Below are 14,264 nucleotides of genomic sequence, written 5' to 3' on the forward strand. Positions count from 1 at the left end.
CGCCTTCAACCAAGGAGACATCGTGCAGGGGCACCGCATCGGCTACGTCCGGGTCAGCAGCTTCGACCAGAACCCGGAACGCCAGCTGGAACAGACACAGGTGAGCAAGGTGTTCACCGACAAGGCATCGGGCAAGGACACCCAGCGCCCCCAGCTCGAAGCGCTGCTGAGCTTCGTCCGCGAAGGCGATACAGTGGTGGTGCACAGCATGGACCGGCTGGCCCGCAACCTCGATGACCTGCGTCGCTTGGTACAGAAGCTGACTCAACGCGGCGTGCGCATCGAGTTCCTGAAGGAGGGCCTGGTGTTCACTGGCGAGGACTCGCCGATGGCCAACCTGATGCTGTCGGTGATGGGGGCCTTCGCTGAGTTCGAGCGCGCCCTGATCCGCGAGCGGCAGCGTGAGGGCATCACCTTGGCCAAGCAGCGTGGCGCGTACCGGGGCCGCAAGAAAGCCCTGTCCGATGAGCAGGCTGCTACCCTGCGGCAGCGAGCGACGGCCGGCGAGCCCAAGGCGCAGCTTGCCCGCGAGTTCAACATCAGCCGGGAAACCCTCTACCAGTACCTCCGCACGGACGACTGACACATGCCGCGTCGCTTGATCCTCTCGGCCACGGAGCGGGGCACCCTGCTCGCGTTGCCAGAAAGCCAGGATGACCTGATCCGCTACTACACCTTCAACGACTCCGACCTGTCGCTGATCCGTCAGCGGCGCGGCGACGCCAACCGCCTCGGCTTCGCCGTGCAACTCTGCCTGCTGCGCTACCCCGGCTATGCGTTGGGCACTGACAGCGAGCTGCCCGAACCGGTCATCCTGTGGGTGGCCAAGCAAGTCCAGACCGATCCGGCGAGTTGGACGAAGTACGGCGAGCGCGATGTGACCCGTCGCGAGCACGCCCAGGAACTGCGCACCTACCTTCAACTGGCCCCGTTCGGCCTGTCCGACTTCCGCGCCCTGGTGCGCGAGCTGACCGAACTGGCCCAGCAGACCGACAAGGGCTTGCTGCTGGCCGGCCAGGCGCTGGAGAGCCTGCGGCAGAAGCGACGCATCCTGCCGGCGTTGAGCGTGATCGACCGGGCTTGCTCGGAGGCCATTGCACGGGCCAATCGGCGGGTCTACCGCGCCCTGGTTGAACCGCTCACGGACTCGCATCGGGCCAAGCTGGACGAGCTGTTGAAGCTCAAGGCCGGCAGCAGCATCACCTGGTTGACCTGGCTGCGCCAGGCACCGCTGAAACCCAACTCTCGGCACATGCTTGAGCACATCGAGCGGCTGAAGACATTTCAGCTGGTGGACTTGCCCGAAGTCCTGGGCCGGCACATCCACCAGAACCGCCTGCTCAAGCTGGCCCGCGAGGGTGGGCAGATGACGCCCAAAGACCTCGGCAAGTTCGAGCCGCAGCGGCGCTATGCGACCCTGGCCGCCGTGGTGCTGGAGAGCACTGCAACCGTGATTGATGAGCTGGTGGATCTGCACGACCGCATCCTAGTCAAGCTGTTCAGCGGCGCGAAGCACAAGCATCAGCAGCAGTTCCAGAAGCAGGGCAAGGCGATCAACGACAAGGTGCGCCTGTACTCCAAGATCGGCCAGGCGCTGCTGGAGGCCAAGGAAGCCGGCAGCGACCCCTATGCCGCCATCGAGGCGGTGATCCCCTGGGACGAGTTCACCGAGAGCGTCAGCGAAGCCGAGCTGCTGGCCCGGCCGGAGGGCTTCGACCACCTGCACCTGGTCGGCGAGAACTTCGCCACCCTGCGCCGCTACACGCCGGCTCTGCTGGAGGTATTGGAGCTGCGCGCCGCCCCGGCCGCGCAGGGCGTGCTGGCAGCCGTGCAGACGCTGCGCGAGATGAACGCCGACAACCTGCGCAAGGTGCCGGCCGATGCTCCCACCGCCTTCATCAAGCCGCGCTGGAAGCCACTGGTGATCACCCCGGAAGGCCTCGACCGGCGCTTCTACGAAATCTGCGCCCTGTCCGAGCTGAAGAACGCCCTGCGCTCCGGCGACATCTGGGTCAAGGGCTCGCGGCAGTTCCGCGACTTCGACGACTACCTGCTGCCGGCCGAGAAGTTCGCCGCGCTCAAGCGGGAACAGGCCCTGCCGCTGGCGATCAACCCGAACAGCGACCAGTATCTGGAAGAGCGCTTGCAGCTGCTGGACGAGCAGTTGGCCACTGTCGCCCGCCTGGCCAAGGACAACGAGCTGCCCGATGCCATCCTCACCGAGTCCGGGTTGAAGATCACCCCGCTGGATGCGGCGGTGCCGGATCGGGCGCAGGCGCTGATCGACCAGACCAGTCAGTTACTGCCGCGCATCAAGATCACCGAACTGCTGATGGACGTGGACGACTGGACGGGCTTCAGCCGCCACTTCACCCACCTGAAGGACGGGGCCGAGGCCAAAGACCGGACGTTGCTGCTGTCCGCGATCCTCGGTGATGCGATCAACCTCGGGCTGACCAAGATGGCCGAGTCGAGCCCCGGTCTGACCTACGCCAAGCTGTCCTGGCTGCAAGCCTGGCACATCCGCGACGAGACCTATTCGGCGGCCCTGGCCGAGCTGGTCAACCACCAGTACCAGCATGCCTTCGCCGCCCACTGGGGCGACGGCACCACCTCATCCTCCGATGGCCAGCGTTTCCGGGCTGGCGGCCGGGGCGAGAGCACCAGACACGTCAACCCGAAGTACGGCAGTGAGCCGGGACGGCTGTTCTACACCCATATCTCCGACCAGTACGCGCCGTTCAGCACCCGCGTGGTGAATGTCGGCGTGCGCGATTCCACCTATGTGCTCGACGGCCTGCTGTACCACGAGTCCGACCTGCGGATCGAGGAGCACTACACCGACACGGCCGGCTTCACCGATCACGTCTTCGCCCTGATGCACCTGCTGGGCTTCCGTTTCGCGCCGCGCATCCGCGACCTCGGCGAAACCAAGCTGTACGTGCCGCAGGGCGTGCAGACCTACCCGACGCTGCGGCCGCTGATCGGCGGCACCCTGAACATCAAGCACGTCCGCGCCCATTGGGACGACATCCTGCGCCTGGCCAGCTCGATCAAACAGGGCACCGTCACTGCCTCGCTGATGCTGCGCAAGCTCGGCAGCTATCCGCGCCAGAACGGCCTGGCCGTGGCCCTGCGCGAGCTGGGCCGGATCGAACGCACGCTGTTCATCCTAGACTGGCTGCAAAGTGTTGAGCTGCGCCGCCGCGTGCATGCCGGCCTGAACAAAGGTGAGGCGCGCAACTCGCTGGCCAGGGCGGTGTTCTTCAACCGCCTTGGGGAAATCAGGGATCGGAGCTTCGAGCAGCAGCGCTACCGGGCCAGCGGCCTCAACCTGGTGACGGCGGCTATCGTGCTGTGGAACACGGTGTACCTGGAGCGCGCCACCCAGGGGTTGGTCGAGGCCGGCAAGCCGGTGGACGGCGAGCTGCTGCAATTCCTGTCGCCGCTGGGCTGGGAGCACATCAACCTCACCGGCGATTACGTCTGGCGGCAGAGCCGCAGACTGGAAGACGGGAAGTTTCGGCCCCTACGGATGCCCGGAAAACCTTAGCGTACGATTTTTTCCGAATTCTGCGAGCCCCCCAGGAAGAATTGCGTAGACCCGCGCGCAGCAAGCACTACGTTGTGCTGAGGGATCAGCAGCAGCTTTGCCCCCGCGGAATACGCCCCTGTGAGAGCATCCTCTGCCAGGGTATCCGCTGCGACGACGAGGTGGTCACGAGTGAGGAGAACGTTGAGGATGCTCATTGCGGGATCGTCTAGACGTTTGCAGACTATCGCCTTCCCCTCCCCTCCTGTCCAGACTGCTATGGCCTCCGCGATCACACAAATTCTTGGTCGCCCCAATGCTTGCGAGAACGCACTTGAGATACGCCGCGGCTACCTCAAGGCGATGGAAGATGCGCTGCGGGTTTCGCTTCTGATCCACCAAGATCCAAGGCTTCTGTTCGACACGTGGGCCAGACTGCTCCCCTTGATCGCTCAAAGCCACGAGAGTGACGGCAGCCAGCCATTTGCGACCGGGATCGTCCGCTCGCGCGATCATGGATCCCGGCGGTTGGCTGGCTGAGCGTATGGTTGCAATATAGGAAGCAATCGCGCGCGGACCAGAACGCTGTTCATCGCAGACATTCTTAGGGTGCCATTGCAGAGATTTCAGCTTTTGAGGAATAAAATTTCAGTGCAAGACGGTCCATTGCAGAAAAATTTGACTTGCGACTGACGCAACGCAGAAATTGCTGATGCACGGATGATGCAATGCAGAGATTACCGGCTAACAGATGCTGCAGCCCAGCCGGCCAACTGAGGGCTTTGCCCGATGGACGAGCCGTTACTCTTGCCTGCAGATCACGATTCTAGGATGACTTGTGCCTCAATCGGCTGACCAGGATCGGGCGTCTGTGCTGGAGGGCTCCTTAGAGCTCTTGGGTGAAATTCGAGCCGCTTGGATGGAGATAGAGCATGGACGTGACCGAAGATCGACGGCGGTGGCGGCACTTTGCCAGATGTCCCTTGATCACGCCGTGGCAGTACAGTCCCTGATCGCTACTCTGCCCCAGTCAGCAATCTCGCTGGTCCGGCCCCAGTATGAGGCCCTCGTGCGTGCAACCTGGGCATGTTATGCAGCTACCGACACCGACATCGAGAAGCTTCTTGCGCCCCTGACTCTGGAGAGTCAGCAAGCGGCAAAGAGGCTCCCTGGCGTTCAGGACATGCTCGTAAAGCTTGAGTCCTCTGGGCCCCGAGGAGCATCACAGTTGTTGGGCAGAGCCAGACAATGCCTTTATGTCGGCTTGAACTCCTATCTCCATGCCGGGATTCACCCCTTGGCAAGGCAGTTAAATGGCTACCCGGGCGCGCTTCTGGCGGGGGTGGCCATGAACAGCAATGCGCTTGCCATGCTAACCCTTCTGAATCTGGCGCACCTGTGGCCAGGCGAACCAGTTCTGGCATGGATGAATGCACTGCATCATCAATTTGGGGGTGTTTTGCCAGAGTTGGAGCCATTGACCCCCCATCAGCCCTCGCCATAGAGCTGTCCCGGATCGCCTGCGCGTCTAGGGTGGGGTCTGTGGTGAGTGACTAGGCAGTTGGGCCTCGCCCCCCTCTGGGGGCACGGGGAGAACATCACGGGCGCATAAGCAGTTGCCCCGGATTTCTCGTTGGGGCAAGTCCTGGCAGTTGATCTGTGTCGGGGGCCTGTCGGGCGACTGTCATGTTTCCAAGTTCGGCACCCTCCTAATCTGGGCTCCCTACCCCTCCGGAGTTATCTTCTATGACCACCAAGACCCCGCCTCGCCTGCTTACCGCTGCTGAGGTTGGCGCCTGCATTCGCCAGTTCCGCCAGTTGCGTCATTGGTCGCAAGAACAATTGGCCGAGATCTCGGGCCTGAACGTGCGAACAGTTCAGCGGGTTGAGCAGGGTGACTCGGCCAGTTTCGACACCCGTCGCGCACTGGCGCGCGCCTTCGATTTCAATGACATCGATGCACTCAACAAGCCTTTCTCGCTGCCGACAGACGAGGAACTGCAGGCGGCGCAAGCGCAGTTTGAGCGCGACTACATCACCCTGGCGGTGTCCCCGCTTGCTGCTGGGCGCGAGCTGGCCAGCCTGATCGTTTCGTGCGACATGGATCTGTCCGAACCGGCTTTCGAGCTGTCGCGCGAGGCGGCGAGCGAGTTTGCTGCACTGGTCGACTACTACCGTTAGTATCGCGACTGCCAAGACCTGTATTCAGAAGTCGACAAGCTAGACATCTACGACGGGCTGCAGCAGCGCATTGAGGTCCTGCGGGAACTGGGAGTATCACTGTCGCACGGTCAGCGTAAGGTCGTCATTCGGATGGGCTCAGGTATGCCGATGGATGCCACGGTCCTGTACGTCGTGGCGTTTCGCCTCGGCCACGAGTGCAGTCAGATCGTAACTCCTAAGGCAGCACGCATCGGCTGAGTCAGCATTCATTAGATCGATAGTGGTGGCGATACATCTGACAGATGTCTATTGATCGCGCCGTCGCAGTACAGTCCCTGGAGGTTGAGGGTCGGCAGGGAATCATTACGTACAGGGCCAGAACTGACCTAAGCGGCTGACGTATAAGGCTGTTTTCTCGTCGCGGGGGTGATCTCCCCATCTATGGGGCCTGTTCGAGGACCTTGGCCGTGTAGCTCAAGGGCGCCACTGCCCTTTCAAGATCCAGGTGGTAATCGCCAAAGCGATTGATGTGACTGGTCCGATAAGGCGACAAACCGGCCAGGATCTCGGGCGTCAGTTCGATCCCCTCCTTCCGCATCTCAGCCAACGTCCGGCTCATGCCCTCCACGTTGTGGAGGATGATCATGTTCGCCACCAACTGGCTGTACTTGATGATCTTGCGCTGTTCGTGTTGGACGTTCTCAGCAATGATCCCTTGGCTGCCAAAGAACACCCACTTCACGAAGCCGTTGTATTCCTCGCTCTTGTTGGTCGCGGCATTGATCGTTTTGCGGATCTCGTTGTCATCAATGTAGCGCAGCAAGAACAGCGTTCTAACGGCCTTGCCTAGCTCCCGGAATGCGAAGTACAGCTTGTTCTTCCGGCTGTAGGTGCCCAGCCGACGCAGGATCGAGGACGCGGTGATCTTGCCCAGTCGGATTGAGATGACCACCCGCAGCATGTCGTGAAGATGGGTGGCGATCAGTTGCCAGTCAATGCTGTCTCCGAACAGTGCCTGGATGTTCTTGTAGGCCCTTCCCGGCTCCGGCCGGAAGAATGTCAGGTCCTTGATGTTTCGGATCCTGGGCATCAGTTGGATCCCCAGCATGTGGGCCAAGCCGAAGACCGGATAGCTTTGGGCCTGCGTGTCGCCATGGACAATCTCAGGCTGGATGTCGGAAGTGTTGGCCAACAGGCCGTCCAGGATGTAGATGCCCTCGTGCACGCCACAAGGAATGAAGTGGCTGAACAGCGCCACGTATTTGTCGGACACGTGGTAGTAGCCGATGCCGCCATAGCCACCGTAGCGGATGTGGTACTCCGACAGGAGGTTGTCTTCGTAGACGCTCCACTTGGTGCCATCTGCTGACGCGCTCTTACCGCTGCCCCAATAGCCAGGCAGGTCAAATTTGTTGTAGGTATTGATGACCTCTACGATGGCCTTCTCAAGCACATCCTCGGTCACGTATTTCAGGTTGAGCCAAGCGACCTGGCGCCGGCTGAAGCCCTTGATCGACCGCGCCGTCTGCGTCGGCCCCAGGTTGCAGCCATAGCAAAATAGCGTGGTGATCACGCGTCGGGGCAGATCTTCGACTTGGCTCTCGGTCCCGGCGATCGGGCGGAAAAAACGGTGCAGGTCCAGCCATTGGCTGGCATCGATCAGGACATCTACGATGCTGGACTCTGGGAGTCGTTCGGCGATGAGGCGATCCACGGTGGTAATCGCGCTGGAGACTTCGGCCCGTTGCCCCTTCCGCAGCACCAGGCGCCCATCCAGGATGTCCGCATGAACGTTCTCCGGGAAACGCGCGTCGACCTCATCGGCCAAAGCCGTCAATTGTGCGCGCAACCCCGCCACGAAAGACTCGGCGTCGGTGGGCAGGCCTGACACCTGGCCATAGGCTTCCAGTTCCTGGGCCAAGGTGGCCTCATCGACCAGCTGCTCGCGGTAATCGTCAAAGCGCTCGCTGCTGGGAATGAAGAGATCGCCGGACTTCAGTTCGTCCTTGACCTGCACCAGCACGGCCAGCTCGAAGTACTTACGGTGCATCCAGCCAGCTCCTGCCGCGCTGGCCCGTTTGCCGAACACGTGCTGACGCCAGAGCTTGGACATCCAGTCGAAGTCCTTTTCCGGGTCCAAACCGAGGAAAGCGACCTCGATCAGCTCACGGCGTTGGTTACGCAGCGAGAGCACGGCTGCGATCAAGGGCTCCATGCCGGCATCGTGGCTGGTCGCCCGCAAGTTCATGAGCTCCAGCCCATTGAACAGCAGCGGCCTGACCGCGCCGTAAGGTTGCAGCATGAAAGGCAGGTAGTTTTTCCCTGCGTAGGCCATATGTTCTTCGCATTCGGCCAGCAAGGTGGACACTTCCGCTTCCAGACTATTGTCGATCGCGTCCACGCGCTGGCTATCGCTGCCGTCGAGCTGGTAGGCCTGCAGGATCTCCTTGAGCTGGCCGATGAGGAAGTCGGCGCGTTTGGCATGTTCGAGCTGATAGGCCAGCAGCTTCTGCTGCGCGGTGTTCTCCAGCCCGCGCACCTGCTTGATGAACAACTCTGCCGCATCGTCTAATGTCTTGGCATGCTGGGCGCGGATGAAGATGGTGGCCAGCGCATAGCGCTTGTCCTCACCCAATTCGGCCAACTCGCTGGCGTCATACGCCCGGGCCATTGCACGGAATTGCTTGAGCTTGGGGACCGGTACATCGATTGGAGGCAGTTGCTCCGCCAACTGCTGCAGCATACGGATGTGCTGCAGATAGAACCGGACCTCTTTGTTGGTCGGCCGGCCAGGCTCGCGCTTGAGCGAATGCCAGCCGGTAAATCTGGATCCTTCCGGTGCGCGCAGTAGCTCATCAATCAGCGTGCGCGTGGCAGGCGTCAGTGCGTGGCTGATACTGCGGTAGTAGCCCAGGTTGACCCGTTCGCGCGCCCCGATAGCGGCCATCTCAAGGGTCCGGAAGCCTGGTAGCTCGTAGCGATGGTGCACCAGCTCTTCGAGCAGGACGTTCACGATGTCCGGGATGGTGTGCTTGGTCTGGGCTGCGGCGGTGGCCACTGTGTCCAGCCAAGACAACCCAGATTTGTCCAACGGGCGTACCCCAATGAACTGCCGAAGCTGCGGCATGTGCCGGCGTTTGCTGCCAGAGCTGTCATAGCGATCGAGCTGGTCAGAGGCCAGCACACGCCCGAGACGGGCGGCCTTGGCGATGTGCTGCCGGATCCGCTCAGGTACCTCCGCCAACAGCGTGAAGTAGCCTAAGCGTTGGAAGAGCTTTAGATGGATCAGTACCGCCAGCTGCGGACCCGGCTGGGTGGTCAGCTGCTTGGCAAATGCAATCTCAGCGGCGCTCGGGGTGTAGATCTCCTCCAGTTCCTTGGCGGTAGGATCAGGCTTCAGTCGCGGGTAGGCGGTCTCGTGAAGGGTAGCCATTGGATCCGGAGGTTATGAGGGGGGTCAATCCCAGTGCCGGCCGTCGTCTGTACTGAGCGACGCTTCCAGGAAGCACTGGTGCGTATCGGCCATGCGGTGCATGTCATCGAGCAACGTGGCCAGGATTTCATCCAGATCCCGGTCGGGATCGGTGGGAACAGTCAACCGGTACTCGCTGCTGGCGGTGTTCAGCCGCACCGCTTGGAACGGGGCCAAGCAGATCTCTTCGATTCTGCCCCGGGCCTTGGCCGCGCCGCGGCCGGCGCGGGCAAACGGGGTCAGCACCATGCGTAGGAGCAGCTGCAGGGCAGATTTGACCTCGGGCGCCGGCAGCGCGATCGCCGGAGCTGGCGCGGTTGGGCTGGGCAGGCTCGCTTCAATGCGATCCCGGGCGAACGGGTCACGCCCGTCCAGGTAACGCATGGCCGACTGAACATCGCGCCAGCCCACGTACTCCATCAACGCCTTCATGTCCCAGCCCTGATCGTTGGCCCAACTAGCAAAGCCGCGGCGCAGCGAATGGCTGCTGTGGAGCCCCGCATCGGCAAAGCCGGCACTGGCCAGCAACTCGCGCAGCAGGCGCACCAAACTGTTGGGATGGAGCCCTTCGGCACTTACGTGGCCCCACTGGTTGATTGCCCGAAACACCGGCCCGTCTTGCACGTTTGCCGCCTGCAGCCACACTTGGGTCGCCTCTACCGGACACAGCCGCGACAACGCCGGCACCTTATGGGTAACGCCGGCCGCTTGGCGATCGCCCTTGCTGCGCGGCAGGAAGCAGGTCATCCCCTGTCCCGGCACCAGCGTGAGATGGGCCACTTCCAGACGCAGCAGTTCATCGCCACGGAAGCCACGCCAGAATCCGAGCAGCACCAACGCGCGATCCCGCTGATGGCGAAGCGCCGCCGCCCCGTCGCCCCGGGCATGGGCCGCAGCAATCGCTGCGGCCAGCCAGTCATCGAGCTCGACCAGCCGCCGGATCTGCAGTGGCGCAGCCTGCTTGACCCGGGTCGGGTGGAGGGTCTGAATCCCTTTAAGTACCTTGCGCACCAGTGGCGAGCGGGTGGGATCCACAAATCCGTGATCCCGATGCCAAAAAGCGATCGCCGCCAGGCGATGCCGCAGCGTGCTGGTGGCCAGGGTCTGCGCGTAGGTGGCCAAGTACCGCGCCACACTGTCTGGGGTGGCCGGAAGGTGTCCTTGCCACTCGACCTCAAAGTGCCGTAACGCCGAAGCGTAGCTGCGCACAGTGTTCTCGCGGGTGGCGGCATCAATGTACTGATCGAGGATAGTCACCTGGCCCAGAACACGCACGTTTCAAAGGTGGCCGGCCAATCGTCCATCATTCGACGCAACTATGCAAATTGTGCTAGGCTCTCCAGCCAGCGGCCGCAAACAACAGCGGACCCAACTCTACTCCCGAGCCAGTGCCCATAGTGATTACGCCGCCCTAAATCCTGTCATCGGATCAAGCCCGCAAGCGGGCTTAGGGTTGTTATTTCGTAAATCACACTGTTGGCCCGACGACCAGTCGGGACTAGGGATATTCTGTTTTGACTACGCTTACTCGACTGCGCCAGGACTGGCTCGGCAATATTCGTGGCGACTTGCTTGCCGGCATAGTTGTTGCGCTCGCTCTAATTCCTGAGGCCATTGCGTTCTCAATTATTGCCGGGCTTGATCCCCAGGTGGGCCTCTACGCCTCATTCTGCATTGCAGTGGTTATCGCCTTTACCGGCGGTCGTCCGGGAATGATCTCGGCAGCTACCGGGGCCATGGCGCTGCTGATGGTTGGCTTGGTGAAGGAGCACGGACTGCAGTATTTGTTGGCAGCGACGCTCCTAACCGGGATGCTGCAGATCTTGGCTGGCACGTTTAGGCTCGGGGCGTTGATGCGTTTCGTCTCGCGCTCGGTCATCACCGGTTTTGTCAATGCGCTGGCGATCCTGATTTTCCTGGCGCAGCTCCCCGAGCTAACCAACGTCCCTTGGACCGTTTATGCGATGGTCGCCGCAGGGTTGGCCATCATCTATCTGTTGCCACGCGTGACCAAGGTCATTCCCTCGCCGCTGGTGGCCATCGTGGTCCTGACGATAGTCGCGCTCCTGCTCAAGCTTGATATCCGCACCGTGGGGGACATGGGCCAACTACCCGACAGCTTGCCGGTGTTCTTGTTGCCTGATGTTCCCTTGAATCTAGAGACACTGAAGATCATTTTCCCGGTTTCCGCCACATTGGCGGTCGTGGGCCTGCTGGAATCGATGATGACTGCAAAGATCGTCGATGATCTGACCGATACGCCGAGCAACAAAAACCGCGAAGCGGTCGGTCAGGGCATAGCCAACATCGCATCCGGCTTTGTTGGCGGCATGGCCGGTTGCGCCATGATTGGCCAGTCTGTCATCAACGTTAAGTCCGGCGGTCGTGGTCGCCTCTCATCACTGGCCGCGGGCGTATTCCTATTGTTGATGGTGGTATTTGCAGGCCCTTGGGTAAAGCTGATTCCCATGGCGGCGCTGGTCGCTGTAATGATCATGGTCTCCATTGGCACTTTCAACTGGGGTTCACTGGCGGCACTTAAGGCAAATCCCAAGACTTCTAGTGTGGTGATGATCGCCACAGTTATCGTGACGGTGTCCACCCATGATCTGGCAAAGGGCGTTTTGATCGGCGTACTGCTCTCGGGGCTGTTCTTTGCTCGCAAGGTAGGCCAGGTGCTTCATATCGGCTCCACTTCTGAAGAAGGTGGGCGTCTGCGGTGCTACACCGTGACCGGGCAGGTTTTCTTTGCCTCGGCTGACCAGTTCATTGCTAGCTTCGATTTCCGCGAGGCTTTGGAGCGCGTTCAAATTGACGTGGGCCGTGCCCACTTCTGGGATCTCAGCGCGGTGGGCGCACTGGACACGGTTGTGGTGAAGTTCAGGCGTGAAGGTACTGAGGTCGAAATCCTAGGAATGAACGAAGCCAGTGCGACGCTGGTGGATCGCTTGGGCGTCCACGACAAGCCCGACGCCGTCGAGCGGCTGATGGGCCACTGAGGAAGCAACCATGACAGACAAGATTGGACACTCCCATATAGATCACAGCGGCAGTGTATTGGCCGCCACCGACGCATCCGCTTACAGCGAGAGCGTGGCGCATTACGCCGCTTGGGCAGCGCACAGACTGGAAGCCCCGCTGGAATACCTTCATGTGCTTGACCGCCATCCGGAAGCGGCCAGTACCGCGGACTTCAGTGGGAACCTCGGAGCGGATGCCCAGCCCAGGTTGCTGGAAGGGCTCGCCTTGCTGGACGAGACCCGCAGCAAGCTGGGCCAAGAACGAGGCCGCCTAGTGCTGCAACAGGCCAAGGGGATTGCGGCCGCTTTCCATGGCATCGAGGCGGAGACGCGGATGCGGCATGGGTCCTTGGTGGACACCCTCATCGAGTTGGAAGGCGATGCACGCCTGTTTGTCCTTGGCAAGCGTGGCGAGCATGCGGATTTCGCCAAGGGACACCTGGGCAGCCAACTGGAACGCGTGGTACGTGCAGTCCATCGCCCATTGCTGGTGGCGTCGCGCAGCTACACGGAAATCGAACGCGTGCTGATCGCGTTCGATGGGAGCGCCACGACCCGCAAGGGCGTGGAAATGGTGGCGGCCAGCCCGTTGTTCAGTGGACTCGATATCCGTGTGCTCACCGTCGGAGCGACCAATGCCACAAACGAAGCCGCATTGCGCTGGGCGCTGGACACGCTGGCCGCGGCCGGATTGTCTGCGGCCGGCGCGGTGCGACCGGGCGAAGCGGAAGAGGTGATCGGCCATTACATCCGTGACGAGCATGTGGATCTGCTGGTCATGGGGGCCTATGGCCACTCGCGTATCCGCCAGCTGATTGTCGGCAGCACCACCACCACGATGCTGCGCACCTGCCGCGTCCCGGTGCTCCTTCTCCGTTGACGCCAACCACCGGCAGTAAGTCAAATGACCGAAGCATCAACCAAGCATAAATCCACTGAAACAATCAATCGAAACCACCTCCATCGAATGATGGACGAACTGCTGGAGATCGCTGATGTTCGACTGGGCGGTGATCGCCCATGGGATATCCGGTTGCTGGTCGATGGCGTCCCGGAGCGCGTATTTGCACAGGGCAATCTCGGCCTTGGGGAAAGTTACATGAACGGCGCATGGGAGTGCGATCGGCTGGACGAACTGTTCGATCGCATCCTGCGTGCGCGGCTCGATCGCCACGTCAAACCGTTGCGGCTCATGTTTCATTCGCTACGGGCCAAGCTGCTGAATCGGCAGACATCGCGACAGGCCTGGGAAGTCGGCGAGGCCCATTACGACCTCGGGAATGATTTCTACACGGCAATGCTGGACCCGCGCATGACCTACACCTGCGGCTACTGGGCCGATGCGAAGAACCTGGCGGAGGCGCAGGAAGCCAAGCTCGACATGATCTGCCACAAGTTGCGCCTGGAGCCCGGCATGCGGGTGCTCGACATCGGTTGTGGCTGGGGCAGCTTCATGGCGTACGCCGCCGAGCACTACGGCGTTGAGTGCGTGGGGGTGACGGTTTCGAAGGAGCAGACCGCATGGGCGACGGAGCGTTATGCCGACCTGCCACTGGAGTTCCGGCTGCAGGACTACCGCTCCATCAACGAGCGCTTCGATCGCATCGCCAGCGTCGGCATGTTCGAGCATGTGGGTCGCAAGAACCATCGCAGCTACATGGAAGTAGCTCATCGCTGCCTGGCCGATGACGGCCTGTTCCTGCTTCACACCATCGGCAAGAACCGGCGCAAGTCCACTACCGACCCGTGGATCGATCGCTACATTTTCCCGAACGGCGAGTTGCCGTCGATTGGCCAGATCGGTGATGCTTGCGACGAGCTCTTCGTCGTCGAGGATCTGCACAACTTCGGCGCCGACTACGACAACACATTGATGGCGTGGCATGCCAACTTCGAGCAGGCATGGCCTCATTTCGAGGACGAACTGGGGCAACGGTTCCATCGGATGTGGCGCTACTACCTGTTGTCCTGCGCCGGTGCATTCCGCGCCCGCGACCTGCAACTGTGGCAGTGGGTACTGTCCAAGGATGGGGTTCGTGGCGGCTATCAGCGCCCAGAAGGCCCGAGGTAATCCCCC

11 protein-coding genes are annotated in these 14,264 nt (G+C 61.6%); 8 read left to right on the forward strand and 3 right to left on the reverse strand.

The annotated features are described in order from the left end of the window. Positions 1 to 22: 22 nt before the first annotated feature. Positions 23 to 583, forward strand: a complete 561-nt coding sequence (locus tag ACYKG1_RS10480) for a recombinase family protein (RefSeq protein ID WP_010921730.1) — start codon at positions 23 to 25, stop codon at positions 581 to 583. A 3-nt stretch (positions 584 to 586) separates the two neighbouring features. Further along, on the forward strand, positions 587 to 3,553 hold the full coding sequence (locus ACYKG1_RS10485) for a Tn3-like element TnAs1 family transposase (protein WP_005413400.1): 2,967 nt from the start codon (positions 587 to 589) through the stop codon (positions 3,551 to 3,553). Here the strand turns inward: ACYKG1_RS10485 and ACYKG1_RS10490 are convergent. Next, positions 3,550 to 3,750: a hypothetical protein gene (locus tag ACYKG1_RS10490; protein ID WP_032966765.1), complete on the reverse strand. Its 201-nt coding sequence runs from the start codon at positions 3,748 to 3,750 to the stop codon at positions 3,550 to 3,552. The genes ACYKG1_RS10485 and ACYKG1_RS10490 overlap by 4 nt on opposite strands. 61 nt (positions 3,751 to 3,811) lie before the next feature. On the opposite strand from ACYKG1_RS10490, the gene ACYKG1_RS10495 reads away from it, so the two are divergent. The 3 genes from ACYKG1_RS10495 (at position 3,812) to ACYKG1_RS10505 (ending at position 5,713) form a co-directional block, all read left to right on the forward strand. Then, entirely contained in the window at positions 3,812 to 4,072 is a 261-nt protein-coding gene (locus ACYKG1_RS10495) for a hypothetical protein (protein ID WP_049401600.1), read from the forward strand. 436 nt (positions 4,073 to 4,508) lie between these two features. Beyond that, positions 4,509 to 5,036, forward strand: coding sequence for a DUF6988 family protein (locus ACYKG1_RS10500; RefSeq protein ID WP_395760189.1), 528 nt, complete (start codon positions 4,509 to 4,511; stop codon positions 5,034 to 5,036). A gap of 242 nt (positions 5,037 to 5,278) precedes the next feature. After that, complete coding sequence (locus tag ACYKG1_RS10505; protein WP_021201829.1) at positions 5,279 to 5,713, forward strand: helix-turn-helix domain-containing protein; 435 nt, start codon at positions 5,279 to 5,281, stop codon at positions 5,711 to 5,713. Positions 5,714 to 6,134: 421 nt separating this feature from the next. Here the strand turns inward: ACYKG1_RS10505 and ACYKG1_RS10510 are convergent, their stop codons facing one another. Then, positions 6,135 to 9,128, reverse strand: coding sequence for a Tn3 family transposase (locus ACYKG1_RS10510; RefSeq protein WP_478472637.1), 2,994 nt, complete (start codon positions 9,126 to 9,128; stop codon positions 6,135 to 6,137). A 24-nt stretch (positions 9,129 to 9,152) separates the two neighbouring features. Continuing rightward, positions 9,153 to 10,424 carry a site-specific integrase gene (locus ACYKG1_RS10515; protein WP_478472639.1) on the reverse strand — a complete coding sequence of 424 codons (1,272 nt, stop codon included), beginning with the start codon at positions 10,422 to 10,424 and terminating at the stop codon, positions 9,153 to 9,155. A gap of 257 nt (positions 10,425 to 10,681) precedes the next feature. Here ACYKG1_RS10515 and ACYKG1_RS10520 point away from each other — a divergent pair, with 257 nt between their 5' ends. From ACYKG1_RS10520 to cfa, 3 genes are read left to right on the forward strand one after another with little or no spacing between them, the layout of a single operon-like run. Further along, positions 10,682 to 12,166, forward strand: a complete 1,485-nt coding sequence (locus tag ACYKG1_RS10520) for a SulP family inorganic anion transporter (RefSeq protein ID WP_478472641.1) — start codon at positions 10,682 to 10,684, stop codon at positions 12,164 to 12,166. A 10-nt stretch (positions 12,167 to 12,176) separates the two neighbouring features. Continuing rightward, positions 12,177 to 13,067 (forward strand): universal stress protein, encoded by an 891-nt coding sequence (locus tag ACYKG1_RS10525; RefSeq protein ID WP_046272807.1) that lies wholly within the window; start codon positions 12,177 to 12,179, stop codon positions 13,065 to 13,067. A gap of 24 nt (positions 13,068 to 13,091) precedes the next feature. Beyond that, positions 13,092 to 14,258 carry a cyclopropane fatty acyl phospholipid synthase gene (cfa, locus tag ACYKG1_RS10530; RefSeq protein ID WP_005413430.1) on the forward strand — a complete coding sequence of 389 codons (1,167 nt, stop codon included), beginning with the start codon at positions 13,092 to 13,094 and terminating at the stop codon, positions 14,256 to 14,258. Positions 14,259 to 14,264: the final 6 nt, after the last annotated feature.

It is taken from the genome of Stenotrophomonas sp. 85239_Sma, assembly GCF_056481725.1.

Excerpts from the sequence above, each read along its gene's own strand:
- ACYKG1_RS10485 (WP_005413400.1), top strand. The coding sequence starts at position 587 with ATGCCGCGTCGCTTGATCCTCTCGGCCACGGAGCGGGGCACCCTGCTC.
- ACYKG1_RS10490 (WP_032966765.1), bottom strand. The coding sequence starts at position 3,750 with ATGAGCATCCTCAACGTTCTCCTCACTCGTGACCACCTCGTCGTCGCA.
- ACYKG1_RS10495 (WP_049401600.1), top strand. The coding sequence starts at position 3,812 with ATGGCCTCCGCGATCACACAAATTCTTGGTCGCCCCAATGCTTGCGAG.
- ACYKG1_RS10500 (WP_395760189.1), top strand. The coding sequence starts at position 4,509 with ATGTCCCTTGATCACGCCGTGGCAGTACAGTCCCTGATCGCTACTCTG.
- ACYKG1_RS10505 (WP_021201829.1), top strand. The coding sequence starts at position 5,279 with ATGACCACCAAGACCCCGCCTCGCCTGCTTACCGCTGCTGAGGTTGGC.
- ACYKG1_RS10510 (WP_478472637.1), bottom strand. The coding sequence starts at position 9,128 with ATGGCTACCCTTCACGAGACCGCCTACCCGCGACTGAAGCCTGATCCT.
- ACYKG1_RS10525 (WP_046272807.1), top strand. The coding sequence starts at position 12,177 with ATGACAGACAAGATTGGACACTCCCATATAGATCACAGCGGCAGTGTA.
- cfa (WP_005413430.1), top strand. The coding sequence starts at position 13,092 with ATGACCGAAGCATCAACCAAGCATAAATCCACTGAAACAATCAATCGA.